We start from the raw sequence: 22,766 nt of genomic DNA, 5'->3' as shown, positions 1-22,766 counted from the left end.
CGGGACCCGGATTCAGAAGCGCCGGTTGTAGGTGAAGAAGGCGGCCACGGTCCCCAGCAATCCGAACTGGACCGAATCCAGCGCGGTCAGCCGATAGCCGACCACCGGGACGATGGCCAGGCCCCAACCGTCGTGATGGAAGGGAACCTTGTTGGCATACCGGCCCTTGTAGCCGTACAGGACCCCGGCCGTGAGCTTCACATACAGCGCCGGCTTGCCGAACAGTCCGTCGTAGCGATAGCCGAGGTACGCATAGGCGCTGGGATCGCCATAGGAGTTCCTGAAGACGGATCCGCCCCACAGGGATCCATCGTGTTCGCCGCTCTCGAACCCCAGCATGAAGGCGTTTTCGTGAGCGTCATCGCTGTTCCAGTGCACCGCGAACGGAGCAATCACCAGTTCCCGTTAGCGCGCGCCGGGCGCACTGCCGATATCGGACTGCTCCGCCGCATGCCCCGCTGAAGTCACCAAGACGAAAAGGGCACAGCCCAGCCTTGCACGAATGCTGCTCATGGAAATCCTCCCTGGATTTTTTCTCCGGCCTTCATGGACCGTTCCGAAAGAACGACAGGAATACTCAGAGCGTTGACGGGGGCTGTCCCCACATCAAGCGTTCGCGACTTGCGCGCACGCATGTGCGCGTCGCATGGCGATCGAAAAAAGTAGAACCGTAGGGAAGAAAAATTTCCCCGGAGGCCTGAGAGCTGGTCACTCTCAGAGGGGAAATTTGGTAGGCGCGATTGGACTCGAACCAACGACCCCCACCATGTCAAGGTGGTGCTCTAACCAGCTGAGCTACGCGCCTGAGGTTGTATTCGAGAGGCCGAAGTATAGCAGGCTTCTGGAGGCACTTTTCAGCGGCGTCGCGCAGATCGCACGCCAGACACCGCGGCAACCACTGCGAGCACCTGCTTGAGCCGCGTCACGTCGGCGATCTCCACGGTGAAGGTCATCCAGGCCGTGCCCTTCACCGACTGCGTCTGCACGCCGATCACGTTCATCTTCTCGCGCGCCAGCACATCGGAGATGTCGCGCAGCAGGCCCTGCCGGTCGGCGGCCTCGACCGCCACGTCGACCGCATACACCGAGGCGGCATCGCCGCCCTTCTGCGCGCCCCACTCCACATCGATCACGCGCTCGGCGTTCTGTCCTGCCATCGTGCGGAAGTTGCTGCAGTCCGAACGGTGCACGCTGACGCCGTGGCCCTTGGTCACGAAACCGCGGATGGCGTCGGGCGGCGCCGGCTTGCAGCACTTGGCGAGCTGAGTCATCAGCGAGGACACGCCGACCACCAGCACGCCGCCGCGGCCCGACTGTTCGCTGCCGCGCGCCTTCTTGATGATGACGCCGTCGTCCGGCCCGGGTGCCGGCTCGGGCGGACGCAGCAGCATCTCGATGTTGCGCAGCGAGAACTCATCCTTGCCCACCACCTCGAACAGGTTGTCGGCCGACTTGAAGCCCAGCTGCGAGGCCAGGTCGTCGAGCTTCAGCGCGGTCTTGCCTTCGCGCTGCAGCAGCTTCTCGACCGCCTCCCGGCCGCGCGCCACCGTCTCGTGGGTGATCTGCGCGTTGAACCAGGCCCGCACCTTGGCGCGCGCCCGATGGCTCGCGAGATAGCCGAGTTCGGCGTTCAGCCAGTCGCGCGAAGGGCCGCCTTCCTTGGCGGCGATGATCTCGACCGTCTGGCCGTTCTGCAGCGGCGTGTTGAGCGGCACCATCGCGCCATCGACCCGAGCGCCGCGGCAGCGGTGGCCGAGGCTGGTGTGCACGGTGTAGGCGAAGTCGACAGCGGTCGCGCCCTGCGGCAACTCGACGATGGCGGCGTCGGGCGTCAGCACGTAGATGCGGTCGTCGAACAGGCCCTGCCCGCGCTGGCCGCCCGAGAGATCGCGCTCCCAGGCCAGCAGCTGCCGCAGCACCGCGATCTTGGCGTCGTACTCGCCGCTGGCCCAGACGCCCGCATAGCCCTTGTGGCCCGCCTCCTTGTAGGCCCAGTGCGCAGCCACGCCGTGCTCGGCGTGATCGTGCATCTCCTGGGTGCGGATCTGGATCTCGATCGGCTTGCCGGCGTGGCCGTCGACCACGTCGCGCACCACCGTGTGCAGCGACTGGTAGCCGTTCGGCTTCGGCCGCGCAATGTAGTCGTCGAACTCCTCGTCGATCGGCTGGAAGTGCGAATGCACCCAGGCCAGCGCCGCATAGCAGTCCTTGACGTCGGCCACCACCACGCGCAGCGCCATGATGTCGAACACCTGGGCGAAGTCGAGCGACTTGCCGCGCATCTTCTTGACGATGCTGTAGATGTTCTTCGGCCGGCCCTGCACCTTGGCCTGGATGCCTTCGGCAGCCAGCTCGCGTTCGAGCCGCGCGCGCAACTGCTCGACGTAGCCTTCGCGCTCGATGCGCTTCTCGTCGAGCAGGCGCGCGATCAGCTTGTAGGTCTCGGGTTCGAGGAAGCGGAAGGACAGGTCCTCGATCTCCCACTTGACCTGCCAGATGCCCAGCCGGTTGGCCAGCGGCGCGAACACCTGCAGCGACTCGCGCGCCACGTTCTCGGGCAGCGGCCGCTTGCTGGCCGCGGCATAGCGCAGGGTCTGCAGGCGCGAGGCCAGCCGCAGCATCACCACGCGCAGGTCGCGCGAGAACGCCAGCAGCATCTTGCGCACGTTCTCGGTCTGGGTGCCCGCGCCGTCGGCGAGGTGCGCGCTGGCGGTGGCCGAGCGGGCCTGTTTCTGCACATGCACGAGCTTGGTGGTCTCGACCGCCAGCGCCGCGAAGTTGTCGCCGAACACCTTCGCGATCACCTCTTGCGGCCGGTTCAGGTGCTGGCACGAATAGACCAGGTAGCTGGCCGCCTGCATGGCTTCGGAGCCGCCCATGGCGCGCACGATGGCGGCGACCGCATCGGCGTGCGCGAGCGTGTTCTCGCCGGTGTCGAGCGTCTCGTCGGCTATCAGCGGCTCGGCGAAGGCGCGCGCGCGGGCCAGCATGTTCTCCATCACCGGGGTGCGCTCGGCGGTCGCCGCCGACAGCGGGTAGTCGACCACCAGCGATTCGGACGGCGCGGGAACGTGCAGGTTGGATTGTTCGCGCTTCACGGATCGCAGCGCCCGAAAAGAGACTGCCGCCCCGCGGCCCCGAGAGCTTCGCGAGAAGCGTGAGAAAGGGCGGGCTCGGTCATGGAGAAGGCGGAATCACGATGAAGATAATGGGCTCGTTGCATCCTAATTCATTCGGAGATAGTCATCATGCTCAAAGGCAAAACCGCGCTGGTCACCGGGTCCACCAGTGGCATCGGGCTCGGCATCGCAAAAGCGCTGGCCGGCCAGGGCGCGAACATCGTTCTCAACGGCTTCGGCGACGCGGAAGGCCCGAAGGCCGAGATCGCCGCCTTGGGCGTGAAGGTCGAACACCACGGCGCCGACATGAGCCGCGCGGCCGACATCGAGGACATGATGAAGTTCGCCGCCAGCCGCTTCGGCCGCGTCGACGTGCTCGTCAACAACGCCGGCATCCAGCATGTCGCGAAGGTCGAGGACTTCCCGGTGGAACGCTGGGACGCGGTGATCGCGATCAACCTCAGCAGCGCCTTCCACACCACCCGGCTCGCGGTGCCGGCGATGCGCGAAGCCAACTGGGGCCGCATCATCAACATCGCCTCGGCGCACGGCCTGGTGGCGTCGGCGCAGAAGTCGGCCTACGTGGCGGCCAAGCACGGGATCGTCGGATTCACCAAGTCGGTGGCGCTCGAGACCGCCACCACCGGCATCACCAGCAACGCGATCTGCCCGGGCTGGGTGCTGACCGCGCTGGTGCAAAAGCAGATCGACGACCGCTCCGCGCGCGAGGGCATCTCGCTGGCGCAGGCGCAGAACGAACTGCTCGGCGAAAAGCAGCCTTCGCTGCAGTTCACCACCGTGGAGCAACTTGCCGGTCTGGCGGTGTTCCTGTGCTCGCCGGCGGCTGACCAGGTGCGCGGCGTCGCCTGGCAGGTGGACGGCGGCTGGACCGCGCAGTAGACCGCGCCGCGGCCGGGCCGCGGCGCGCTACTTGAGCTGCACCGAGCCCGAGACGTTGACCACGACGTTGGCCTTGCCGGCCTCGATCGGCACGGGCGCGTCGGCGGAAGCCTTGGCCATCGCCTCCATGGCCATCATGCGCGGCTGCACCGGGCCGCCCAGATGGGCGTTGACCGACACTTCGCGCAGCGTGTAGCCGCTGAAGCCGAAATTCTTCGCGAGCTCGTCGGCGCGCTGCTTGAAGTTGCCGATCGCCACGGCCTGGGCCTCGGTCTCGGTCTTGGCCTGCTGCTCGCGGCTCAGTCCGAAGCCGATGTTGGCGATCGTCAGCGTGCTGATGCGGGACGCGGCCTGCGTGATGCGCGGGAAGTCCCGGCCCTCGAGCACCAGCGACGCGGTGCCGCGCCAGCCGGTCATCTTGCCTTCGCGGCTGTAGCGCGGGGCGAGGTTGAAGTTGCCGGTGCGCACGTCGAGCTGGCCGGGCAGGGCATTCTTGCGCGCCTCGGTCATGGCGGCGTCGAGCGCCGTGCGCAACTGAGTCTGCACGGTGGCGGCGTCGGCGGCCTCGCGGGTGGTGCTGAGGGTCATCGACAGCAGGTCCTGCTGGACCTCGACCGTCGAGTTGGCCGACAGCTGGAGCACGTTCTGGGGCGGTGCGATGGTCACGGTCTGGGCGGCGGCAGCGCCAGCGCCCGCGAGAACGGCAAAGGCCGCCATCCATTTGGCATTGTTCAAGTCAGCGAATCCTCGGAAGAAAGAGAAGGGTCCCGCGGCTCCGGCTCAGGGCCGCTGGCTGCGCGGGGCGGTCATCGGGTCGCGGGGCGGCGCCTCCGGCATCATGCGCTCGGCCGGCTGCGACTCCGCCGAGCGTACGACATCCTGCGCCGGCGCCCATTGCTGGCGCACCTGCTGGCGAAGCTGCGCGAGTTCGGCGGGAGACAGGCGGCGCCCGGCGCTGGCATCCGAGCCTTCGACGCGCGGCGTTCCGCCCACCGCCAGCAGCCCGGAAGGCCCGGCCCAGACCGGCTGGCAGGCGCCGGCGACCAGCAACGACAACATCAGAAAGGTGGATTTCATGGCGGCAAGAAGTGACGACACGCCCACTTTGCCATCGCCTTGCAAGGCGTAGACGTCGCACCCGCTAGCGGCCGCAAGTTTTGTAACTTAGTGTCAACACCTAGCCCAAAGCCGGCCAATGACTCGACAACGGCTTCAGAATTGGCGTTGTTACAAATTCGGCGTTGTGAAAATGAATCAGACTCCCGCTCGCACAGACAAGATCGTGATCGTCGACGACGACGCACGGATTCGCGACCTGCTGCGCCGCTACCTGACCCAGGAAGGTTTCGAGGTCATCGTGGCGGAAGATGGCAAGGCCCTCAACCGCATCCTGCTGCGCGACACGGTCGACCTGATCGTGCTCGACCTCATGATGCCGGGCGAGGACGGCCTGTCCGTGTGCCGACGACTGCGCGCCGCCAACGATCGCACCCCGATCATCATGCTGACCGCCAAGGGCGAGGATGTGGACCGCATCGTCGGCCTCGAAGTCGGTGCCGACGACTACCTCGGCAAACCCTTCAATCCGCGCGAGCTCTTGGCCCGCGTCCATGCCGTGCTGCGCCGCCGGCCGCCGCTCGAAGCCCCGGGCGCACCGTCGACCGACAACGAGACCGTCAACTTCGGCCCCTTCAGTTTCGACCTCGGTTCGCGCACGCTCAAGAAGGACGGCGAGGAGCTGTCGCTGACCACCGGCGAGTTCGCGATGCTGAAGGCGCTGGTGCGCCATCCGCGGCAGCCGCTGTCGCGCGAGAAGCTGGCGCAGCTGGCACGCGGGCGCGAGTTCGAACCTTTCGACCGCAGCCTGGACGTGCAGATCTCGCGCCTTCGCAAGCTGGTCGAATCCGACGCTGCGGCGCCGCGCTACATCCAGACGGTCTGGGGCGTGGGCTACGTGTTCGTGCCGGACGGCACGACCTGAAGCGCTGAAGCACGTGGCCGCACGCATCGGCCCCCAGACGACCCAGCCCAGCCCGCTCGAGGACAGCACCCAGGGCACGCTGCCGAGCCCGCTCGGCAGCATCGGCGCGCGCCGCCGCAAGAAGCGGCTGCATCTGGGTCTCAGCCTCTTCTGGCGAACCTTCTTCCTGCTGGTGCTGCTGCTGATCGGCTGCACGGTGGCCTGGCTGCAGACCTTTCGCGCACTCGAATACGAGCCGCGCGCCATTCAGACCGCGCACCAGATCGCCTCGCTGGTGAACCTCACGCGAGCGGCGCTGGTCTACTCCGACGCCATCACCCGGGTCTCGCTGATCAAGACGCTGGCCGACCAGGAAGGCGTGCGCATCCTGCCGCGCGAGCCGGGCGACCGCTTCACGCCCTTCACCAGCGGCGCGCTCGACCAGCGCATGACCGAGGAGCTGATCGCGCGCCTGGGCGAAGGCACGACTGTGGCGAGCCGGGTCAACGACGAGCCCGGACTCTGGGTCGGCTTCACGATCGAGAGCGACACCTACTGGCTGCTGGTCGACCCGACCCGCTTCAGCCGCCTCGACCGCCGCACCTGGATGATCTGGCTGGCGACCACGATGGCGCTGTCGCTGGCCGGCGCGGCCCTGATCACGCGGCTGATCAACCGGCCGCTCAAGCAGCTGTCCCAGGCCACGCTGCAGGTGCGCGAGGGCGAGTACGAGGCGCACCGGCTCGACGAGCGGGCCCGCACCAACGAGATCCGGGCGGTCAATGTGGGCTTCAACCGGATGGCCGACCAGCTCGCCAAGATCGAGCAGGACCGCGCCGTCATGCTGGCCGGCATCTCGCACGACCTGCGCACGCCGCTGGCGCGGCTGCGCCTCGAGACCGAGATGAGCGTGGCCGACGAGGACGCGCGCGACCACATGGCGGCCGACATCGCGCAGCTCGACGCGATCATCGACAAGTTCCTCGACTACGCCCGGCCCGACCACGTGGACTTCAGGCCGGTGCTGCTGCGCGACGTGATCGACGCCTGCACCTACGCCGTGCAGGATCACGAGGACATCAAGATCACGGTCGACGTCCCGGGCGATCTGCGCGTCATGGCCGACGAGGTCGAACTGCAGCGCGTGATCTCGAACCTGGTCGAGAACGCCCGCCGCTACGGCAAGACGCCGTCGACCGGCGTGGCCGACATCACGATCCAGGCCCAGGCGCACAACGATGCGGTGCTGATCAAGGTGCGCGACCACGGGGCCGGCGTGGCGCCCGCCATGCTGTCGCAGCTGAGCAAGCCCTTCTTCCGCGGCGACGTGGCGCGCACCTCGGCGGCCGGCGCCGGCCTCGGGCTGTCGATCGTGACCAAGAACATCGAGCGCATGGGCGGCACTTTCGCGCTCACCAGCACGCCGGGACGCGGGCTCGCGGCCCACATCCGGATGCCGCGCGCGGCCTCGATCAAGCCCGATGCCGCGGTGGCGGCCAAGGACAAGCCGGGGCCGGTTGCCGGCGCGCCCGGAAACGGCGCCGACAGGTCCTGATCGCGAGGGTGAACAGGCCCCTAGCGGTGGAGCAGGACGACGGCGCGTGCTTCCATCGCCCTGCCCTCGCCCACCGGGCCCAGCTTCTCGGCGGTCTTGGCCTTGACGTTGACCTGCTCGACCGCGATGCCCAACGCCGCGGCGACACCCCGGCACATCGCCGGGATGTGCGGCGCCAGCTTCGGTGCCTGGGCGATCACGGTGCTGTCGACGTTGCCGACCTGCCAGCCCGCGGCGCGCACGCGGCGCGCCGCCTCGGCCAGCAGCACGGACGAATCGGCGCCGCGGAACTGGGGGTCGGTGTCGGGGAAATGGCGGCCGATGTCGCCCAGGCCGGCGGCGCCGAGCAAGGCATCGGTGATCGCATGAAGCAGCACGTCGGCATCCGAGTGGCCCAGCAGGCCGGTGGCGTGCGGGATCTCGACGCCGCCAAGGATCAGCTTGCGGCCGGCGACCAGCTGATGGACGTCCCAGCCCTCCCCGACACGGATGTCGAAGCCGCTCATGGAATGCTCCTGCGGCTGCGCAGGATCGCATCGGCCAGGGCGAAATCCTCCGCATAGGTGAGCTTGAAGTTCTGCGCGCTGCCCGGCACCAGCAGCGGCGCCAGGCCGACGGCCTCGATCGCGCTGGCCTCGTCGGTCACGGAGTCGCCGCTGCGCTCCAGCGCATCGAGCAGCATGCCGATGCGAAACATCTGCGGCGTCTGGGCCAGCCACTTGTCGGCGCGGGTCGGCGTGCTCGCGACCCGGCCCTCGGGGCTGGCGACCTTGAGCGTGTCCGCCAGCCGGTGGGCCAGCAGGCCGCCGACCGCATCGTGCTCGCAGGCGGCGATCAGCGCCTCGATCTGGCTGGGCGTGACGAGGCAGCGCGCCGCGTCGTGCACCAGCACCCAGTCGTGCGGGCCGGCGCCGGACTGGCGCAAGGCGCGCAAGCCGTTGCGCACCGTGGCGGCCCGGCTGGCCCCGCCGACCCGCAGCAGGTGTTCGCCTGCGGCCGGAAAGCGAGGCAGCACGACGCCGACATCGGCATCGTCGGGCGCCACCACGAGCGCCAGGCCGGCGAAGGTTCCGGTCAGCGCGCGAAAGGCCTCAAGCGTGTGCTCGACCATCGGCCGGCCCGCGATGCGCTGGTATTGCTTGGGACCGGTGCTGCCGGCGCGGCTGCCGGAGCCGGCGCAGGGAATCAAGGCGAAAAGACGAGAAGCGGACATGGGAGAGCGAAGTGCGCCAGCGGCAAAAGGACAGCCATTCTAGAATCGGGCAAACGCACACCCCTCGCCGTCCGGCGCGGGGTGTTCTGCATTTCCCGGGCACTTCATGGACCTCCCCCATCTCACCGCGGGCAAGCGATTCACGCTGCCGCGCCCCCCGCTGTCGGCCGACGCGCTGATGCTGGCGCGACTCGCCGAGCGCGAAAAGGCCGCCGGCCGCGCCACCGCGATCTTCACGGCCGACACCAGCGACGCGCAGCGGCTGATCGACGAGATCGCGTTCTTCGCACCGGAACTGCGCTGCGCGCTGTTTCCCGACTGGGAGACCCTGCCCTACGACAGCTTCTCGCCGCACCAGGACCTGATCAGCGAACGCCTCGCGACGCTCTGGCGCATCAGCCAGAAGGAAGCCGACGTGGTGCTGGTGCCCGCCACCACCGCGCTCTACCGGCTGGCGCCGCCGGCCTTCCTCGCCGGCTATACCTTCCAGTTCAAGAGCGGGCAGAAACTGCAGGACTCGAAGCTCAAGGCCCAGCTCACCCTGGCCGGCTACACCCACGTGACGCAGGTCGTGAGCCCGGGCGAGTACGCGGTGCGCGGCGGCCTGATCGACCTGTTCCCGATGGGCTCGCCGGTGCCCTTCCGGGTCGACCTGTTCGACGACGAGATCGACTCGATCCGCACCTTCGACCCCGACACCCAGCGCAGCCTCTATCCGGTGCCTGAAGTGCGCCTGCTGCCGGGCCGCGAGTTCCCGATGGACGACGACGCCCGGGCGCGCTTTCGCAGCCGCTGGCGCGAGCTGCTCGAAGGCGATCCGACCCGCAGCCGGATCTACAAGGACATGGGCAGCGGCGTCGCCACGGCGGGCATCGAGTACTACCTGCCGCTCTTCTTCGAGGAGACCGCGACCGTCTTCGACTACCTGGGGCCGGACGCCACGGTGGTGCTGCACGGCGACCTGGAGCCGGCCTTCCAGCATTTCTGGCAGGACACGGGCGAGCGCTACCGCCTGGTGCAAGGCGATCCCGAACGGCCTGCGCTGCCGCCCGAGGCGCTGTTCCTGAACGCCGAGCAGTTCTACCTGCGGGCCAAGCCGCACCCGCAGCTGGCAATACGCGGCGAGGCATCGGCCGATGCACCGCCCTATGCCGAGTTCGACGTCCTGCCGCCGTTCGCCGTGGTGCGCGGCGCGGACGATCCGCTGGTCAAGCTCAAGGAACACATCCGCAGCACGCCGCACCGCGTGCTGGTGATCGCCGAGAGCGACGGGCGGCGCGAGAGCCTGCTTGACTTCCTGCGTGCCAGCGGCGTCGGGCCGCCGGCCTTCGATTCGCTGGCCGAATTCGAGGCCCAGCCCGACGAGAAGATCGGCATCGCGACCGCGGCCCTGGTGGCCGGCTTCGCCTGGCGCGAACAGGGCATCGACTTCGTCACCGAGACCGAGCTCTTCGCCACCGCGCCGGCCACCCGCCGGCGCAACAAGAAGCAGGAGCAGGTCAGCGACGTCGAGGCGCTGATCAAGGACCTGAGCGAATTGGCGATCGGCGACCCGGTGGTGCATTCGGCCCACGGCATCGGCCGCTACCGCGGACTGGTCAACATGGACCTGGGCCAGGGCAAGGACGCCGAGGGCAAGCCGCTGCTGCAGGAAATGCTGCACCTGGAGTACGCGGACAAGGCCACGCTCTACGTCCCGGTGTCGCAGCTGCACCTGGTGAGCCGCTACACCGGCGTCAGCGCCGACGAGGCGCCGCTGCACAAGCTGGGCTCGGGCCAGTGGGAGAAGGCCAAGCGCCGCGCCGCCGAGCAGGTACGCGACTCGGCCGCCGAACTGCTCAACATCTATGCCCGTCGTGCGGCGCGCGAGGGCTACGCCTTCCGCTTCTCGGCCGCCGACTACGAGGTCTTCGCCAACGACTTCGGCTTCGACGAGACGGCCGACCAGAAGGCCGCGATCCACGCTGTGATCCAGGACATGATCTCGCCGCAGCCGATGGACCGTCTGGTCTGCGGTGACGTCGGCTTCGGCAAGACCGAGGTCGCCCTGCGCGCCGCCTTCGTGGCCGTGACCGGGGGCAAGCAGGTCGCCTTCCTGGCGCCGACCACCCTCCTGGCCGAGCAGCACTACCAGACGCTGGTCGACCGCTTCGCCAAGTGGCCGGTGAAGGTCGCCGAGATGAGCCGCTTTCGCTCCGCCAAGGAGATCACCGCGGCCGCCAAGGGCCTGGGCGACGGCAGCGTGGACATCGTGGTGGGCACCCACAAGCTGCTGTCGCAGTCGGTCAAGTTCAAGAACCTGGGCCTCCTGATCATCGACGAGGAGCACCGCTTCGGCGTCCGCCACAAGGAGGCAATGAAGGCGATGCGGGCCGAGGTCGACGTGCTGACACTTACCGCGACGCCGATCCCGCGCACCCTGGGCATGGCGCTGGAAGGCCTGCGCGACCTGAGCGTGATCGCCACCGCGCCGCAGCGGCGGCTGGCGATCAAGACCTTCGTCCGCAACGAGGGCACCGGCGTGATCCGCGAGGCGGTGCTGCGCGAACTCAAGCGCGGCGGCCAGGTCTACTTCCTGCACAACGAGGTCGAGACGATCGAGAACCGGCGCCAGAAGCTCGAGCAGATCCTGCCCGAGGCGCGCATCGCGGTGGCCCACGGCCAGATGCCCGAGCGCGAGCTCGAACGCGTCATGCGCGACTTCGTGGCCCAGCGCTACAACCTGCTCCTGTGCTCGACCATCATCGAGACCGGCATCGACGTGCCGACCGCCAACACGATCGTGATGAGCCGGGCCGACAAATTTGGCCTGGCGCAGCTGCACCAGCTGCGCGGCCGCGTCGGCCGCAGCCATCACCAGGCCTATGCGTACCTGATGGTGCCGGACATCGAGGGCCTGACCAAGCAGGCGGCGCAGCGGCTCGACGCGATCCAGCAGATGGAAGAACTCGGCTCGGGCTTCTACCTCGCGATGCACGACCTCGAGATCCGCGGCGCCGGCGAGGTGCTGGGCGAGAACCAGAGCGGCAACATGATGGAGATCGGCTTCCAGCTCTACAACGAGATGCTGGCCGAGGCGGTGCGCTCGCTGAAGGCCGGTCAGGAGCCCGACCTGCTGGCGCCGCTATCGGTCACGACCGAGATCAACCTGCACGCGCCGGCCCTGCTGCCCGACGACTATTGCGGCGACGTCCACCTGCGGCTGTCCTTCTACAAGAAGCTGGCGACCGCCAAGACGCCGGACCAGATCGACACCCTGCTCGAAGAGATCGTCGACCGCTTCGGCAAGCTGCCGCCGCAGGGCCAGACCTTGATCGACGTGCATCGGCTGCGGGTGCTGGCGCGGCCCTACGGCGTGATCAAGGTCGATGCCGCACCGGGGGTGATCCACATCACCTTCAAGAAGGATCCGCCGATCGATTCGATGAACATCATCCACCTGATCCAGAAGAACAAGCACATCAAGCTCGCGGGCAACGAAAAGCTGCGCATCGAGCGCGAGCTGAAGGAGCCCAAGGAGCGCGCACAGATGGTGCGTGACGTGCTGCGCAGCCTGGGCCAACCGCGCAGCGAGGATGCCGCGTTGGCATATGCAAAGGCATAGGCTAAACTGAGCGAATGTCGTCGACACTGCCTCCGCCCCGCCACGTCCGGCTGTTTCGCAATGGCGCGAACCAGGCGGTACGGATTCCGCGCGAGTTCGAGTTGCCGGGCAACGAGGCCCTGATGCGTCGCGAAGGCAACACGCTGGTGATCGAGGCCGTGAGTCCGCCGCAGAAAGGCACGCTGGCCGGCCTGGCCGCCGTGCTCGCCACCATGGACACGCTCGACGAGGACTTTCCGGACGTGGACCTCGGGCTGCGGCCGCTGGACGACATCGACCCATGACCGCGCCGGGCGGCACGGCGCCGCTGCATCTGCTCGACACCAACATCATCTCCGACCTGATGCGCCATCCGGCCGGCAAGGTGGCCGACAGGATCCGGGCGCTGGCCGCCGAACGGCCCGACGGCGAGGTCTGCACCAGCATGGTGGTCGATGGCGAACTGCGCTTCGGCCTGGCGCGCAAAGCCTCGCCGCGGTTGAGCGAGGCCTACGCGCGGACGATGTCGATGATCGAGGTGCGCGATCTTCCGGCTTCGGCGGCACAGCTCTACGCCGATGTCCGGACGCACCTCGAACAGCGCGGCACGCCGATCGGCCCCAACGACATGCTCATCGCGGCCCACGCCCTGGCGCTCGACGCGACGCTCATTACCGACAACGAGGATGAGTTCCGGCGCGTTCCCCATCTGAAAATCGACAACTGGCTCCGCTGAGCGACCTGCTCCATGTACTCCCCCCAAGAACTCTCCCCCGGTCTCGTCGTGCAGCGCTTCACCCCACCGCTCGCGCTCGCCGACTTCAAGCTGATCGCGTTCGACATGGACTCGACCCTGATCAACATCGAATGCATCGACGAGATCGCCGATGCGGTCGGCAAGAAGGCCGAAGTCGCGGCCATCACCGAGGCCACGATGCGCGGCGAGATCAAGGACTTCAAGGAAAGCCTGCGGCGGCGCGTGGCGCTGCTGAAGGGCGTTCCGGTGGCGGCCTTGCAGCAGGTTTACGACCAGCGCCTGAAGCTCAACCCGGGCGCGGAGCAGCTCGTGCGGGCCTGCAAGGCCGCGGGGCTCAGGGTGCTGCTGGTGTCGGGCGGCTTCACCTTCTTCGCCAACCGCGTGAAGGATCGGCTAAGCATCGATTTCGCGCGGTCGAACCTGCTCGACGAAGCCGACGGCCTGCTCACGGGCGAGGTCGTGCAGCAGTCCTGGGGCGACATCTGCGATGGCGCCGAGAAGCGGCGCACCCTGCTCGAGGTGGCTTCGCTGCTGGGCATCTCGGCAGCCGAGACGATCGCCGTGGGCGACGGTGCCAACGACCTGCCGATGATGGGCGAAGCCGGCCTTTCGGTGGCCTTCCACGCCAAGCCCAAGGTGCGCGAGCAGGCGATGGTCGCGATCAATGAAGGCGGACTCGACCGCCTGCTCGAAGTGCTGCGCTGAACGCCATGGCCGACGACCGACTCCCGCCGCGCGCCTCCGAGACCCTGCACGGCGACCGCCGGGGCGGCGTCGAGCACGGCGCGATCCACAAGCCGATCCACACCTCGGTGCAGTACGGCTACGAGCGCACCGAAGACTTGATCGGCGTCTTCCAGGGCACGCTCAAGAACAGCTTCAGCTATGCCCGGCAAGGCACGCCCACCACGGCCGCGCTCGAAGCCAAGCTCAGCCAGCTCGAGCAAGGCATCGGCAGCATCTGCTTCGCCAGCGGCATGGCCGCGCTGAGCGCGCTGTTCCTGACGCTGCTGCGCGCGGGCGACCACCTGGTGAGCAGCCATTTCGTCTTCGGCAACACCAACAGCCTGTTCGGCACGCTGGGCGAGCTGGGCGTCCAGGTCAGCAAGGTCGATGCCGGCTCGGTGGAGCAGGTTCGCGCGGCCCTGCGGCCCCAGACCCGCATGGTGTTCGTCGAGACCGTGGCCAACCCCGGCACCCAGGTACCGGACCTGGAGGCGATCGGCGCACTGTGCCGCGAGCGCGGACTGCTCTACGTGGTCGACAACACGATCACCTCCCCCGCCCTCTTCCGCCCGAAGAGCGTCGGCGCCGGGCTGGTCGTGAACTCGCTGACCAAGACCATCGCCGGCCACGGCGCGGCGCTGGGCGGCGCTGTGACCGACACCGGCGAGTTCGACTGGCAGGGCTACCCCAACATCGCCGCCAGCTACCGCGGCCTCGATCCGCGCCAGTGGGGGCTGCAGCAGATCCGCAAGAAGGGACTGCGCGACATGGGCGGCACGCTGGCGCCCGAGCAGGCGCACCGCATCAGCCTCGGGGCCGAGACGCTGGCGCTGCGGGTGGCGCAGACCAGCGCGACCGCCTTGGCGCTGGCGCGCTTCCTCGACGCCCATGCGGCGATCGCCAAGGTGCACTACCCGATGCTCGCGAGCCACCCGCAGCATGCGCTGGCCCTGAAGCTGTTCAAGGCCGGCTCGTGGCTGCTGGCCTTCGAGCTGCGCGACAGCACGCGCATGATGGCGACGCTCGACCGCCTGCAGCTGGCCATCAAGGCCACCGGCCTGGGCGACAACCGCACGCTGGTGATCCCGGTCGCGCCGACGATCTACTGGGAAGCCGGCGCCGCCGTGCGCGCAGAAATGGGGATCGCCGACGGACTGGTGCGGGTCTCGGTCGGGCTGGAGTCGGCGAACGAACTGCTCGCCGACTTCGCGCAGGCCCTCGACTGAGGGCCGCGGGCGCTACAGCGCCCCGCCGAGCCGCGCGATGCCTTCGCGGATCTTCTCGACGTTGGCGGTCGCGAAGCTCAGCCGCAGCGTCGCCACGTCCGGCTTCTCGGCAAAGAACGGCGCACCGGGCACAAAGGCCACGAGCTTCTCGATCGCGCGCTTGGCCAGCACGTTGGCATCCGCCACCTTGCCCCCGGCACCGGTCAGGCGGGCCCAGAAGAACAGGCCGCCGCCCGGCTGCGTGAAGGTGATCGCGTCGCCGAGTTCGCGCTGCAGCGCTTCGCCCATGGCGCGGGCACGCTCCGCATAGACCTCGCGCACGTGAGCCAGCGTGGCCGGCATGCGGCCGCTCTTGAGGTACTGCGCGGCGGTGGCCTGCGCGAAGGTGCTGGTGTGGGCATCGCTGAACTGCTTGCACATGGTGGCCTTGGCCAGCAGTTCGGCCGGGCCGATCATCCAGCCGATGCGCAGGCCGGGGCTCAGCACCTTGCTGAGGCTGCCGCAGTGCGCGACCAGTTCCCGGCTGCCCGGCACTTCCTGGGTCAGCGACATGATCGAGGGCGGCGGCGGCTGGTCGAAATAGAGATCGCCGTAGGGATCGTCCTCGACGATCAGCGTCTGGTGCCTGACCGCCATCTCGAGCACCTTGCGGCGGCGCTCCAGGCTCAGCATCGCGCCGCTGGGATTGCCGAAAGTCGGGATCAGGTAGACGAACTTCGGCTTGTGTTCGGCGATGAGCTTCTCGAGTTCATCGGTGCGCACGCCGTCGGCGTCGACCGGAGCGCTGATCAGCTGTGCACCGTACAGGCGGAAGCACTGGATGGTCGCCAGGAAGGTCGGGCCCTCGACGATCACTTTGTCGCCCGGGGAAATCAGCGTCTTGCCGAGCAGGTCGAGCGCCTGCTGGCTGCCGGTGGTCACGATGAGTCCGCTCGGCTCGACCTCGACGCCCTTGGTCTTCATGAAGGCCGACAGCTGCGTGCGCAAGGGCTCGTAGCCCTCGGTGGCGCCGTACTGGAGGGCACCGCCGGCCTCTTCGGCCAGCGCCTTGGAACTGGCTTCCTTCAGGCCCTCGACATCGAACATCGCGCTGTCGGGGAAGCCGCCCGCGAAGCTGATGATGCCGGGCGTGCCCAGCAGCTTGAAGAGTTCGCGGATGGCGGAGGTTTCGACGTTGTCGAGGCGGGAGGCGAATTGCATGGGTGGCCTTCTTCGGAGGAGTTGCAGGGCCGATTGTCGCAGCCTCGACGGTGCCTGCACCGGTGCCTGCACCGGCCTCTACACTCCCCGCCACGATGAAGAAATCAGACATTGAGCCGTTCTTCGCCACCTTGCAGGCCGCCAATCCGACGCCCGAGACCGAGCTCGAATACGACACGCCCTTCGAGCTGCTGGCCGCGGTGCTGCTGTCGGCGCAGGCCACCGACGTCGGCGTCAACAAGGCGACGCGCCGGCTGTTTCCGGTCGCCAACACGCCGCAGGCGATCCTGGCGCTGGGCGTCGAGGGACTCGAGAGCTACATCAAGACCATCGGCCTTTACCGCAGCAAGGCGAAGCACCTGATCGAGGCCTGCCGGATGCTGGTCGAACTGCACGGCGGCGAGGTGCCGCGCACGCGGGCCGAGCTCGAAGCCCTGCCGGGCGTCGGCCGCAAGACCGCCAACGTGGTGCTCAACGTCGCTTTCGGCGAACCCACGATGGCGGTCGACACGCACATCTTCAGGGTCGGCAACCGCACCGGCCTCGCGCCCGGGAAGACGCCGCTCGAGGTCGAGCTCAAGCTCGAGAAGCGCGTGCCCGAGGCGTACCGGCTGCACGCCCACCACTGGCTGATCCTGCATGGCCGCTACGTCTGCGTGGCGCGCAAGCCGCTGTGCTGGCAATGCGCGGTGGCGAGTTGGTGCGACTACAAGCCGAAGACGCCTGCCCCGTGAAACTGAGAACCTGTTTGAGCGCGGCGCCGGTTCAGCGCTCGAACTCGACGAGGGCGCCGAAGTCGATCGCCTCGGACGGCCACTGGTCGGATCGCTCGACCACGCGCACGCCCCCATGCAGCAGCCGCACCGCCCGGATCACGCCGGCGTGCGTGACCCAGACCGCGTCGCGCCCGCTGTCGCACCAGGCATCGAAGGCGCCGGCCACCCGCTGCATGAACTGGCGCGTGCTCTCGCCGCTGCCACCGGCACGGATATCGGCGAAGCCGCGGCTCCAGGCCTCGATCTCGGCGCGATCGATCGCCGCCCAGGGCCGGTCCTCCCAGGCACCGAGATCCATCTCGGCCAGCCGCGGATCGGGCACCGCGCGAAGCTCGGGCCGCAGCACCGAGATGGCGGCGGCCAGGTCGCGGCATCGCAGCAGCGGCGAGCAGGCCATGGCCGCGCCCGACGGCAATTCGGCGGCCACGCGCGCAGCCGCGGCACGGGTCAGCTCGGGCAGCACCGGCACGTCGCTGCGGCCATAGCACAGGCCGTCGGCGGCGGTGGTCTTCGCGTGGCGGATCAGCAGCAGCTTCATGGCTGCCAGACCAGTGCGAGGTAGATCGCGATTTCGCAGACCTGCTGCGTCGCGCCCAGGCCATCGCCGGTGAAGCCATGGAGACGGCGCCGGAAGAGGCGCGCCATCCAGACTGCGGCCAGGGCGCAGAGGCCGAGGGCCGCGACGCCATGGCCGAGGCCATGCACGCCCATCAGCAGCAGGATCGCCGGGATCGACCAGGCGACAGCGACCAGCAAGGCGCCGGTGCCGATCGCATCGGCCAGCGGCTTGGCCTTGCTCGTGCCGCTGGCGTCGCCCACATAGGGCAGCCAGCGGATCAGGAACAAGGGCGCCAGCCGCGACAGCACATGGGCGCTCACGAGCGCGAGCGCCACCGCGAGCATCCCCTGCGCTGCCAGCGTCGCCAGCAGCAGCACCTTGAGCGCGAGCGCCAGCACCAGCGCGATCGCGCCGAAGGCGCCGATGCGCGAATCCTTCATGATCTCGAGCGCCCGCACCCGGTCGGCCGAGCCGCCCAGTCCGTCCGCCACGTCGGCCAGGCCGTCTTCGTGGAAGGCGCCGGTCATGAGCACGGTCGCGACGGTCGACAGCAGCGCCGCGACGCAGGCGCCGCCCCAGCCCGGCAGGCCCGACTGGGCCACGGCGAAGACACCGGCGCCGACCGCGCCGACCAGCCATCCGACACCCGGAAAATGCGCCGCGCTGGCGCGCAGCATCGCCGGGCTGAAGCCGACCCAGCCGGCCAGCCCGCCCGTGACCGGGATCCGGGTGAAGAACTGCAGCGCCAGCAGGAAGTGGCGCAGGCCGTTCACGGACTCTCCCGCTGCGAGACGCCGGCCGACTCGAAGCTCGCCATCTCGCGCAGGATGCGGCAGGCCGACTCGAGCAGCGGCCATGCCAGGGCGGCGCCGGAGCCTTCGCCGAGCCGCAGGTCGAGCCGCAGCAGCGGTTCGAGGCGCAGGTGGTTCAGCAGCAGGCGATGGCCGGGCTCGGCCGATTCGTGCGCCGCCACGCAGCGCTGCACGACCTGCGGGCGCAGGGCCGCGGCGACCAGCACCGCGGCGCTGGCGATGAAGCCGTCGAGCACGATCACGCGGCGTTCCTCGGCCGCCTGCAGCACCGCGCCGACCAGCGTGGCGATCTCGAAGCCGCCGAAGGCCGCCAGAGCGTCCAGCGGTGCGCTGGCGGCGGCGTGCAGCTCGAGCACGCCGCGCAGCACCTCGCGCTTGCGGGCGCGGCCGGCGGCGTCCAGCCCGGTCCCGGCGCCGGTGCAGGCATCGATGTCCTGGTGCGCCAGGCGCGCCAGCAGCATCGCGGCGGCCGAGGAGTTGCCGATGCCCATCTCGCCGAGCAGCAGCACGTTGCCCGGCAGTTCGCGCACCACCTGCATGCCGTTGGCGATGGCCTCGGCGCATTGCGCCGCGCTCATCGCCGGGCCGGTCGAGGCGTCCGCGGTCCCGGCCGCGACCTTGCGGATCAGCAGGCCGCCGGTCGGCGAAAAATCGTGGCGCACGCCGCAATCCACCACGGTCAGCGCCATGCCGTGCTGGCGCGCCAGCACGCTGACGGCCGCGCCGCCGGCGAGGAAGTTCTGCACCATCTGCCAGGTGACGTCGCTCGGGTAGGCCGAGACGCCGCGTGCGGCCAGCCCGTGGTCGGCGGCGCAGACCAGCATCTGCGGCTGCGCCAGCGCGGGTTGCTCGGTGCCCAGAACCAGGCCGAGCCGCAGCGCCAGCGCCTCGAGGCGGCCGAGGGCGCCGAGCGGCTTGGTCTTGCCGTCGAGCCGCTGCTGCAGGCGGGCGGCAAGCGCCGGGTCGTCGATGTTGTCGATGGGGGGAAGTTCAAGCGTCATTCGATCAGGGAGCGCAGCACGCCCGCTTCAAAGTTTGATTCGATGTGGTCCGCCAGGCCGTCGAAGACGGCATCGAGCGTGCGTGCCGCGACGCCGAACAGCGCCTGCAGCACGGCCGGATCCTCGAACAGGCCGTGAAGGTAGAGGCCGAGCACGTTGCCCGCGCGGTTCTGCCAGGCGAGTTCGCCGGCCATCACGGCTACGGCGCGATCGCCGGCCGCCGCCATCGCGGGATGCTCGGCGGTCTGGCCGTGATGGATCTCGTAGCCGCGCACCGCGACGCCCGAGAGCGCCGCCCATGGCCCCCCGAGGGCGCCGAACACGGCTTGGCGGTGTCGCACGGTCTTGTCCGACGCGAAGGTCGTGACCACCGGCAGCAGGCCGAGGCCCGGTCCGTTGCCGTCGACGCCGTGCGGATCGATCAAGGCCTCGCCCAGCATCTGCAGCCCGCCGCAGATGCCCAGCACCGCCCCGCCGCGCGCCGCATGCGCAGCCACTGCGCGGTCCAGGCCCTGGGCGCGCAGCCAGTCGAGGTCGCCGCTGGTGTTCTTCGAGCCGGGCAGGATGATCCAGTCCGCATCCGCCACGTCGGCCGGGCTGCGCGCCCAGCGCAGGCGCAGGCCGGCGATGTTCTTGAGCGGCTGGAACTCGTCGAGATTGCTGATGCGGGGGTAGACGACCACCGCCACGGTGCGCCGCACCTCGCCGCCGGACTGGCTGCGGTCGTCGAACACGCCGTCTTCCTCAGGCAAGCCGTGCTGCCACCACATCGGCAAGGTGGCGACCGTGGGCACGCCGGTCAGCGCCTCGAGTTGCTGCGGCGCCGGCGCCAGCAGCGCGGCGTCGCCGCGGAACTTGTTGAGGACGAAGCCGGCGAGCAGCGCCCGGTCGGGTTCCGGCATCAGCGCCCAGGTCCCGTAGAGATGGGCGAAGGCGCCGCCGCGGTCGATGTCGGTGACCAGCAGGCAGCGCGCGCCGGCGTGGCGCGCCACGCGCAGGTTGACGATGTCGCTCGCCATCAGATTGATCTCGGCCGGCGAGCCGGCGCCCTCGATCACCACCACGTCGTTCTCGGCGCGCAAGCCGTCGAGCGCCTGCGCGATCTGCGGCCAGACGCGCTCGCTGCGCCCGCGCCACGGCATGGCCGTGAGCTCGGCACTCACCTGCCCCATCAGCACCACCTGGCTGTGGGTGTCGCGTTCGGGCTTGAGCAGCAGCGGATTCATGCGGACCTCGGGCTCGGCCCGCGCCGCCAGCGCCTGGAAGTACTGCGCGCTGCCGATCTCGCCGCCCGCCACGACGCGCGCGTTGTTGCTCATGTTCTGCGCCTTGAACGGCGCCACCTTGAAGCCCAGGCGCGCATACCAGCGGCACAGCGCGGTCGCCAGCCAGCTCTTGCCGGCGCCGCTGGTGGTGCCGAGCACCATGACGCAACGGGCGCCCGGGCCACGTCGCAGGTTTGAATTCATGGAGAGGATTGTCCTTTACGTGAAGTCCGTCACGTAAAGCAGCGCGGCCAAAAACGACAACGAAAGCATTCATTCGTTTCGCCCTTAGCTTCGGAGCATCGACGAAAAAAGGGAACCACGGCGAATGCCAGCTTTACGCGACTTAGCACTCACGGTCGAGGAACGCGACCTCCATCAATTCTTCTGGGTCATCCTGGAAGCCGAACCCAGCGACGCCGCCGAAGCGATCCACTACAACGGCATCTACTGCGCCGCCAACCCGCAGACCAGCTACTCGAATGCGCTCGTGATGGGCGCGCACCAGCTGCGCAAGCTGGCCGACCCGGACGGCTGGGCGCACAGCGCCTTCCAGGGCCTGCCTATGGCGCGCTGAATGGGCGCTGAACGGGCGCGGCCCTGGCCGCTCAGCGCGCCGCCACCTGCGCCTGCCGCTCGGCCGGGGGCGCCAGCGCCACCGCCTGCGCATCCCAACCGCCGCCGAGCGCACGGATCAGGCCCACCGTGGCCTGGTACTGCGCCGACTTCACCTGCAGCGCCTGGCGCCGGTTCTGCAGTTCGCTGCGGCGCGCGTCGAGCAGGTCGAGCTGGCTGATCATGCCGTTGCGGTAGCGCGAATCCGACAGCGTGGTGGCGCGGGTCGCCGAGCTCACCGCCTTGGCCTGCACGCCCGATTGCTGCGCCAGGATGCGCAGCGAGGACAGCTGGTCCTCGACCTCCTTGAACGCCACCAGCACCTGCGTGCGGTAGCTCGACAGCGCGCCGTCGAGTTGCGCCGATGCGCTTTGCACGCCGGCCTCGCGCCGGCCGCCGTCGAACACCGGCAGTGCAAGCAAGGCGCCGATGCCCCAGGAGCGGGCCGACCACTTGAGCAGGTCGCCGATGTCGGCCGACGCATAGCCGCCGCCACCGGTCAACGCGATGTCGGGGAACCAGGCCGCCTGCGCGACGCCGACCCGGGCCTGCGCGGCCAGCACCGACTTCTGTGCCGCCGCGATGTCGGGCCGGCGCGTCAGCACGGTGGCAGGCACGCCGGGCGGAATAGTCGGCAAGGCGGTCGACCAGTCGCCCGTGCCGACATCGAAGTCGGAGGCCAGGTCGCCCACCAGCACCGCCAGCGCATGCTCGAGCTCGGCGCGGCGGCGGTCCAGCGTCATGGCGTCGGATTCGTTCGAGGCGACCTCGGTCTCCACCCGCACGACGTCGAGCTCGGCGACATCCCCTGCCCGCTCGCGGCTCTGCGTCAGCTTGAGCGTGTCGCGGTAGGCCTCGACCGTGTCGCGCACCAGCGCGCGCTCGGCATCGACCGCGCGCAGCGCCAGGTAGGTCTGGGCCACCTCGGCCTGCACCAGCAGCCGCGTGCTCTGCAGCAGGCCGGCGCGGGCGTCGGCATCGAGCTGCGCCGCCTCGCTGGCGCGCGAGAGCTTGCCGAACAGGTCCAGCTCGTAGGAGAAGTCGAAGCCGGCCGTGACCAGGGTCGAGGGCCGCGGACTCAGGTTGCGATCCAGTCCGGCGCTGCGCACGCCGCCCGCGGCCAGGCCGATCTGCGGTGCGCGGTCGGCATCGGCGCTGCGCGCCAGGGCCCGTGCCTCGGCCAGCCGTGCCGCGGCGGCCTGGATGCTGTTGTTGCGGGCATCGGCGCGCTCGATCAGCCGGTCGAGCACCGGGTCTTCGAAGCTGCGCCACCAATCGCCGCGCGGCTGCGCCTCGGCCGGCTGGGCCCGGGTCCAGCTGCCTTCCGGCGCCGCGGCCTGCTCCTTGAATTGCGCCGGGAGCGCGAAGCTCGGCAGTTCGGCCGGGGCGGTGGCACAACCGGCCAGCACCAGCGCGGCGAGCAGGGGCAGCACGGCGGCACGCCAGGGCCGGGCGCGGGTTTCGTTTCTTGCATTCATCTTGGTCTTTCCTTGGGTCGG

At 69.3% G+C, this 22,766-nt stretch carries 22 protein-coding genes and 1 tRNA gene; 10 read left to right on the top strand and 13 right to left on the bottom strand.

Features of this window, described 5'->3' with window-relative positions; translation table 11 throughout:
• Positions 1-12 precede the first annotated feature (12 nt).
• The 3 genes from QTI45_RS04730 to QTI45_RS04720 form a co-directional block, all read right to left on the bottom strand.
• Positions 13-339, bottom strand: coding sequence for a hypothetical protein (locus QTI45_RS04730; RefSeq protein ID WP_286653645.1), 327 nt, complete (start codon positions 337-339; stop codon positions 13-15).
• Between the two features lie 389 nt (positions 340-728).
• Positions 729-805: transfer RNA gene (locus QTI45_RS04725), tRNA-Val, on the bottom strand.
• A gap of 49 nt (positions 806-854) precedes the next feature.
• Positions 855-2,999 (bottom strand): RelA/SpoT family protein, encoded by a 2,145-nt coding sequence (locus QTI45_RS04720; RefSeq protein WP_286653806.1) that lies wholly within the window; start codon positions 2,997-2,999, stop codon positions 855-857.
• A 249-nt stretch (positions 3,000-3,248) separates the two neighbouring features.
• On the opposite strand from QTI45_RS04720, the gene QTI45_RS04715 reads away from it, so the two are divergent.
• Entirely contained in the window at positions 3,249-4,019 is a 771-nt protein-coding gene (locus QTI45_RS04715) for a 3-hydroxybutyrate dehydrogenase (protein WP_286653644.1), read from the top strand.
• A 27-nt stretch (positions 4,020-4,046) separates the two neighbouring features.
• Here the strand turns inward: QTI45_RS04715 and QTI45_RS04710 are convergent, their stop codons facing one another.
• Both QTI45_RS04710 and QTI45_RS04705 read right to left on the bottom strand, forming a co-directional pair.
• Positions 4,047-4,736 carry an SIMPL domain-containing protein gene (locus QTI45_RS04710; RefSeq protein ID WP_286653805.1) on the bottom strand — a complete coding sequence of 230 codons (690 nt, stop codon included), beginning with the start codon at positions 4,734-4,736 and terminating at the stop codon, positions 4,047-4,049.
• A 63-nt stretch (positions 4,737-4,799) separates the two neighbouring features.
• Positions 4,800-5,096: a hypothetical protein gene (locus QTI45_RS04705; RefSeq protein WP_286367588.1), complete on the bottom strand. Its 297-nt coding sequence runs from the start codon at positions 5,094-5,096 to the stop codon at positions 4,800-4,802.
• Between the two features lie 172 nt (positions 5,097-5,268).
• On the opposite strand from QTI45_RS04705, the gene ompR reads away from it, so the two are divergent.
• Positions 5,269-6,000 (top strand): osmolarity response regulator transcription factor OmpR, encoded by a 732-nt coding sequence (ompR, locus tag QTI45_RS04700; protein ID WP_088956805.1) that lies wholly within the window; start codon positions 5,269-5,271, stop codon positions 5,998-6,000.
• A 79-nt stretch (positions 6,001-6,079) separates the two neighbouring features.
• Positions 6,080-7,534 (top strand): ATP-binding protein, encoded by a 1,455-nt coding sequence (locus QTI45_RS04695; RefSeq protein WP_286367705.1) that lies wholly within the window; start codon positions 6,080-6,082, stop codon positions 7,532-7,534.
• 20 nt (positions 7,535-7,554) lie between these two features.
• Here QTI45_RS04695 and ispF read toward each other — a convergent pair whose 3' ends face one another.
• Positions 7,555-8,040 (bottom strand): 2-C-methyl-D-erythritol 2,4-cyclodiphosphate synthase, encoded by a 486-nt coding sequence (gene ispF, locus QTI45_RS04690; protein WP_286367587.1) that lies wholly within the window; start codon positions 8,038-8,040, stop codon positions 7,555-7,557.
• Positions 8,037-8,747 carry a 2-C-methyl-D-erythritol 4-phosphate cytidylyltransferase gene (ispD, locus tag QTI45_RS04685; protein WP_286653643.1) on the bottom strand — a complete coding sequence of 237 codons (711 nt, stop codon included), beginning with the start codon at positions 8,745-8,747 and terminating at the stop codon, positions 8,037-8,039. The genes ispF and ispD overlap by 4 nt, the downstream gene beginning before the upstream one ends.
• Before the next feature lie 106 nt (positions 8,748-8,853).
• Here ispD and mfd point away from each other — a divergent pair, with 106 nt between their 5' ends.
• The 5 genes from mfd to QTI45_RS04660 are packed head-to-tail and all read left to right on the top strand — an operon-like array spanning position 8,854 to position 15,039.
• A complete protein-coding gene (gene mfd, locus QTI45_RS04680) occupies positions 8,854-12,351 on the top strand; it encodes a transcription-repair coupling factor (protein WP_286653642.1) in 3,498 nt (1,165 codons plus the stop codon).
• Positions 12,352-12,365: 14 nt separating this feature from the next.
• Complete coding sequence (locus QTI45_RS04675) at positions 12,366-12,635, top strand: antitoxin (RefSeq protein ID WP_286653641.1); 270 nt, start codon at positions 12,366-12,368, stop codon at positions 12,633-12,635.
• Positions 12,632-13,066, top strand: coding sequence for a type II toxin-antitoxin system VapC family toxin (locus QTI45_RS04670; protein WP_286653640.1), 435 nt, complete (start codon positions 12,632-12,634; stop codon positions 13,064-13,066). Before QTI45_RS04675 ends, QTI45_RS04670 begins: the two co-directional genes overlap by 4 nt.
• A gap of 12 nt (positions 13,067-13,078) precedes the next feature.
• A complete protein-coding gene (gene serB / locus QTI45_RS04665) occupies positions 13,079-13,792 on the top strand; it encodes a phosphoserine phosphatase SerB (protein WP_286653639.1) in 714 nt (237 codons plus the stop codon).
• 5 nt (positions 13,793-13,797) lie between these two features.
• Entirely contained in the window at positions 13,798-15,039 is a 1,242-nt protein-coding gene (locus tag QTI45_RS04660; RefSeq protein ID WP_286653638.1) for a cystathionine gamma-synthase family protein, read from the top strand.
• A 12-nt stretch (positions 15,040-15,051) separates the two neighbouring features.
• Here the strand turns inward: QTI45_RS04660 and QTI45_RS04655 are convergent, their stop codons facing one another.
• A complete protein-coding gene (locus QTI45_RS04655) occupies positions 15,052-16,239 on the bottom strand; it encodes an aminotransferase-like domain-containing protein (RefSeq protein ID WP_286653637.1) in 1,188 nt (395 codons plus the stop codon).
• A gap of 95 nt (positions 16,240-16,334) precedes the next feature.
• Between QTI45_RS04655 and nth the strand changes: the two genes are divergently transcribed.
• Positions 16,335-16,973, top strand: coding sequence for an endonuclease III (gene nth / locus QTI45_RS04650; protein WP_286367581.1), 639 nt, complete (start codon positions 16,335-16,337; stop codon positions 16,971-16,973).
• Positions 16,974-17,004: 31 nt separating this feature from the next.
• Here the strand turns inward: nth and QTI45_RS04645 are convergent, their stop codons facing one another.
• The 4 genes from QTI45_RS04645 to QTI45_RS04630 are packed head-to-tail and all read right to left on the bottom strand — an operon-like array spanning position 17,005 to position 20,856.
• Positions 17,005-17,553, bottom strand: a complete 549-nt coding sequence (locus tag QTI45_RS04645; protein ID WP_286367579.1) for a histidine phosphatase family protein — start codon at positions 17,551-17,553, stop codon at positions 17,005-17,007.
• On the bottom strand, positions 17,550-18,347 hold the full coding sequence (locus QTI45_RS04640; protein ID WP_286653636.1) for an adenosylcobinamide-GDP ribazoletransferase: 798 nt from the start codon (positions 18,345-18,347) through the stop codon (positions 17,550-17,552). Before QTI45_RS04640 ends, QTI45_RS04645 begins: the two co-directional genes overlap by 4 nt.
• Positions 18,344-19,387, bottom strand: coding sequence for a nicotinate-nucleotide--dimethylbenzimidazole phosphoribosyltransferase (gene cobT / locus QTI45_RS04635; protein ID WP_286653635.1), 1,044 nt, complete (start codon positions 19,385-19,387; stop codon positions 18,344-18,346). The genes QTI45_RS04640 and cobT overlap by 4 nt, the downstream gene beginning before the upstream one ends.
• Positions 19,384-20,856 (bottom strand): cobyric acid synthase, encoded by a 1,473-nt coding sequence (locus QTI45_RS04630; RefSeq protein ID WP_286653634.1) that lies wholly within the window; start codon positions 20,854-20,856, stop codon positions 19,384-19,386. Before QTI45_RS04630 ends, cobT begins: the two co-directional genes overlap by 4 nt.
• Positions 20,857-20,980: 124 nt before the next feature.
• Between QTI45_RS04630 and QTI45_RS04625 the strand changes: the two genes are divergently transcribed.
• Positions 20,981-21,229: a hypothetical protein gene (locus QTI45_RS04625; RefSeq protein WP_286367575.1), complete on the top strand. Its 249-nt coding sequence runs from the start codon at positions 20,981-20,983 to the stop codon at positions 21,227-21,229.
• Positions 21,230-21,260: 31 nt separating this feature from the next.
• Here the strand turns inward: QTI45_RS04625 and QTI45_RS04620 are convergent, their stop codons facing one another.
• Positions 21,261-22,745 carry an efflux transporter outer membrane subunit gene (locus QTI45_RS04620; RefSeq protein ID WP_286653633.1) on the bottom strand — a complete coding sequence of 495 codons (1,485 nt, stop codon included), beginning with the start codon at positions 22,743-22,745 and terminating at the stop codon, positions 21,261-21,263.
• Positions 22,746-22,766 lie beyond the last annotated feature (21 nt).

Source organism: Variovorax saccharolyticus (assembly GCF_030316765.1).
In the GTDB taxonomy this organism is placed as follows: Bacteria; Pseudomonadota; Gammaproteobacteria; order Burkholderiales; family Burkholderiaceae_C; genus Variovorax; species Variovorax saccharolyticus.
This window is presented reverse-complemented; position numbering and strand designations above follow the sequence as displayed.

Coding starts and splice junctions, on each gene's coding strand:
- serB (WP_286653639.1), top strand. CDS start 13,079: ATGTACTCCCCCCAAGAACTCTCCCCCGGTCTCGTCGTGCAGCGCTTC.
- QTI45_RS04630 (WP_286653634.1), bottom strand. CDS start 20,856: ATGAATTCAAACCTGCGACGTGGCCCGGGCGCCCGTTGCGTCATGGTG.
- QTI45_RS04655 (WP_286653637.1), bottom strand. CDS start 16,239: ATGCAATTCGCCTCCCGCCTCGACAACGTCGAAACCTCCGCCATCCGC.
- ispF (WP_286367587.1), bottom strand. CDS start 8,040: ATGAGCGGCTTCGACATCCGTGTCGGGGAGGGCTGGGACGTCCATCAG.
- mfd (WP_286653642.1), top strand. CDS start 8,854: ATGGACCTCCCCCATCTCACCGCGGGCAAGCGATTCACGCTGCCGCGC.
- QTI45_RS04710 (WP_286653805.1), bottom strand. CDS start 4,736: ATGGCGGCCTTTGCCGTTCTCGCGGGCGCTGGCGCTGCCGCCGCCCAG.
- QTI45_RS04660 (WP_286653638.1), top strand. CDS start 13,798: ATGGCCGACGACCGACTCCCGCCGCGCGCCTCCGAGACCCTGCACGGC.
- QTI45_RS04625 (WP_286367575.1), top strand. CDS start 20,981: ATGCCAGCTTTACGCGACTTAGCACTCACGGTCGAGGAACGCGACCTC.
- QTI45_RS04620 (WP_286653633.1), bottom strand. CDS start 22,745: ATGAATGCAAGAAACGAAACCCGCGCCCGGCCCTGGCGTGCCGCCGTG.
- ispD (WP_286653643.1), bottom strand. CDS start 8,747: ATGTCCGCTTCTCGTCTTTTCGCCTTGATTCCCTGCGCCGGCTCCGGC.
- QTI45_RS04645 (WP_286367579.1), bottom strand. CDS start 17,553: ATGAAGCTGCTGCTGATCCGCCACGCGAAGACCACCGCCGCCGACGGC.
- ompR (WP_088956805.1), top strand. CDS start 5,269: ATGAATCAGACTCCCGCTCGCACAGACAAGATCGTGATCGTCGACGAC.
- QTI45_RS04720 (WP_286653806.1), bottom strand. CDS start 2,999: ATGGAGAACATGCTGGCCCGCGCGCGCGCCTTCGCCGAGCCGCTGATA.
- QTI45_RS04675 (WP_286653641.1), top strand. CDS start 12,366: ATGTCGTCGACACTGCCTCCGCCCCGCCACGTCCGGCTGTTTCGCAAT.
- QTI45_RS04705 (WP_286367588.1), bottom strand. CDS start 5,096: ATGAAATCCACCTTTCTGATGTTGTCGTTGCTGGTCGCCGGCGCCTGC.
- cobT (WP_286653635.1), bottom strand. CDS start 19,387: ATGACGCTTGAACTTCCCCCCATCGACAACATCGACGACCCGGCGCTT.
- nth (WP_286367581.1), top strand. CDS start 16,335: ATGAAGAAATCAGACATTGAGCCGTTCTTCGCCACCTTGCAGGCCGCC.
- QTI45_RS04715 (WP_286653644.1), top strand. CDS start 3,249: ATGCTCAAAGGCAAAACCGCGCTGGTCACCGGGTCCACCAGTGGCATC.
- QTI45_RS04730 (WP_286653645.1), bottom strand. CDS start 339: ATGCTGGGGTTCGAGAGCGGCGAACACGATGGATCCCTGTGGGGCGGA.
- QTI45_RS04670 (WP_286653640.1), top strand. CDS start 12,632: ATGACCGCGCCGGGCGGCACGGCGCCGCTGCATCTGCTCGACACCAAC.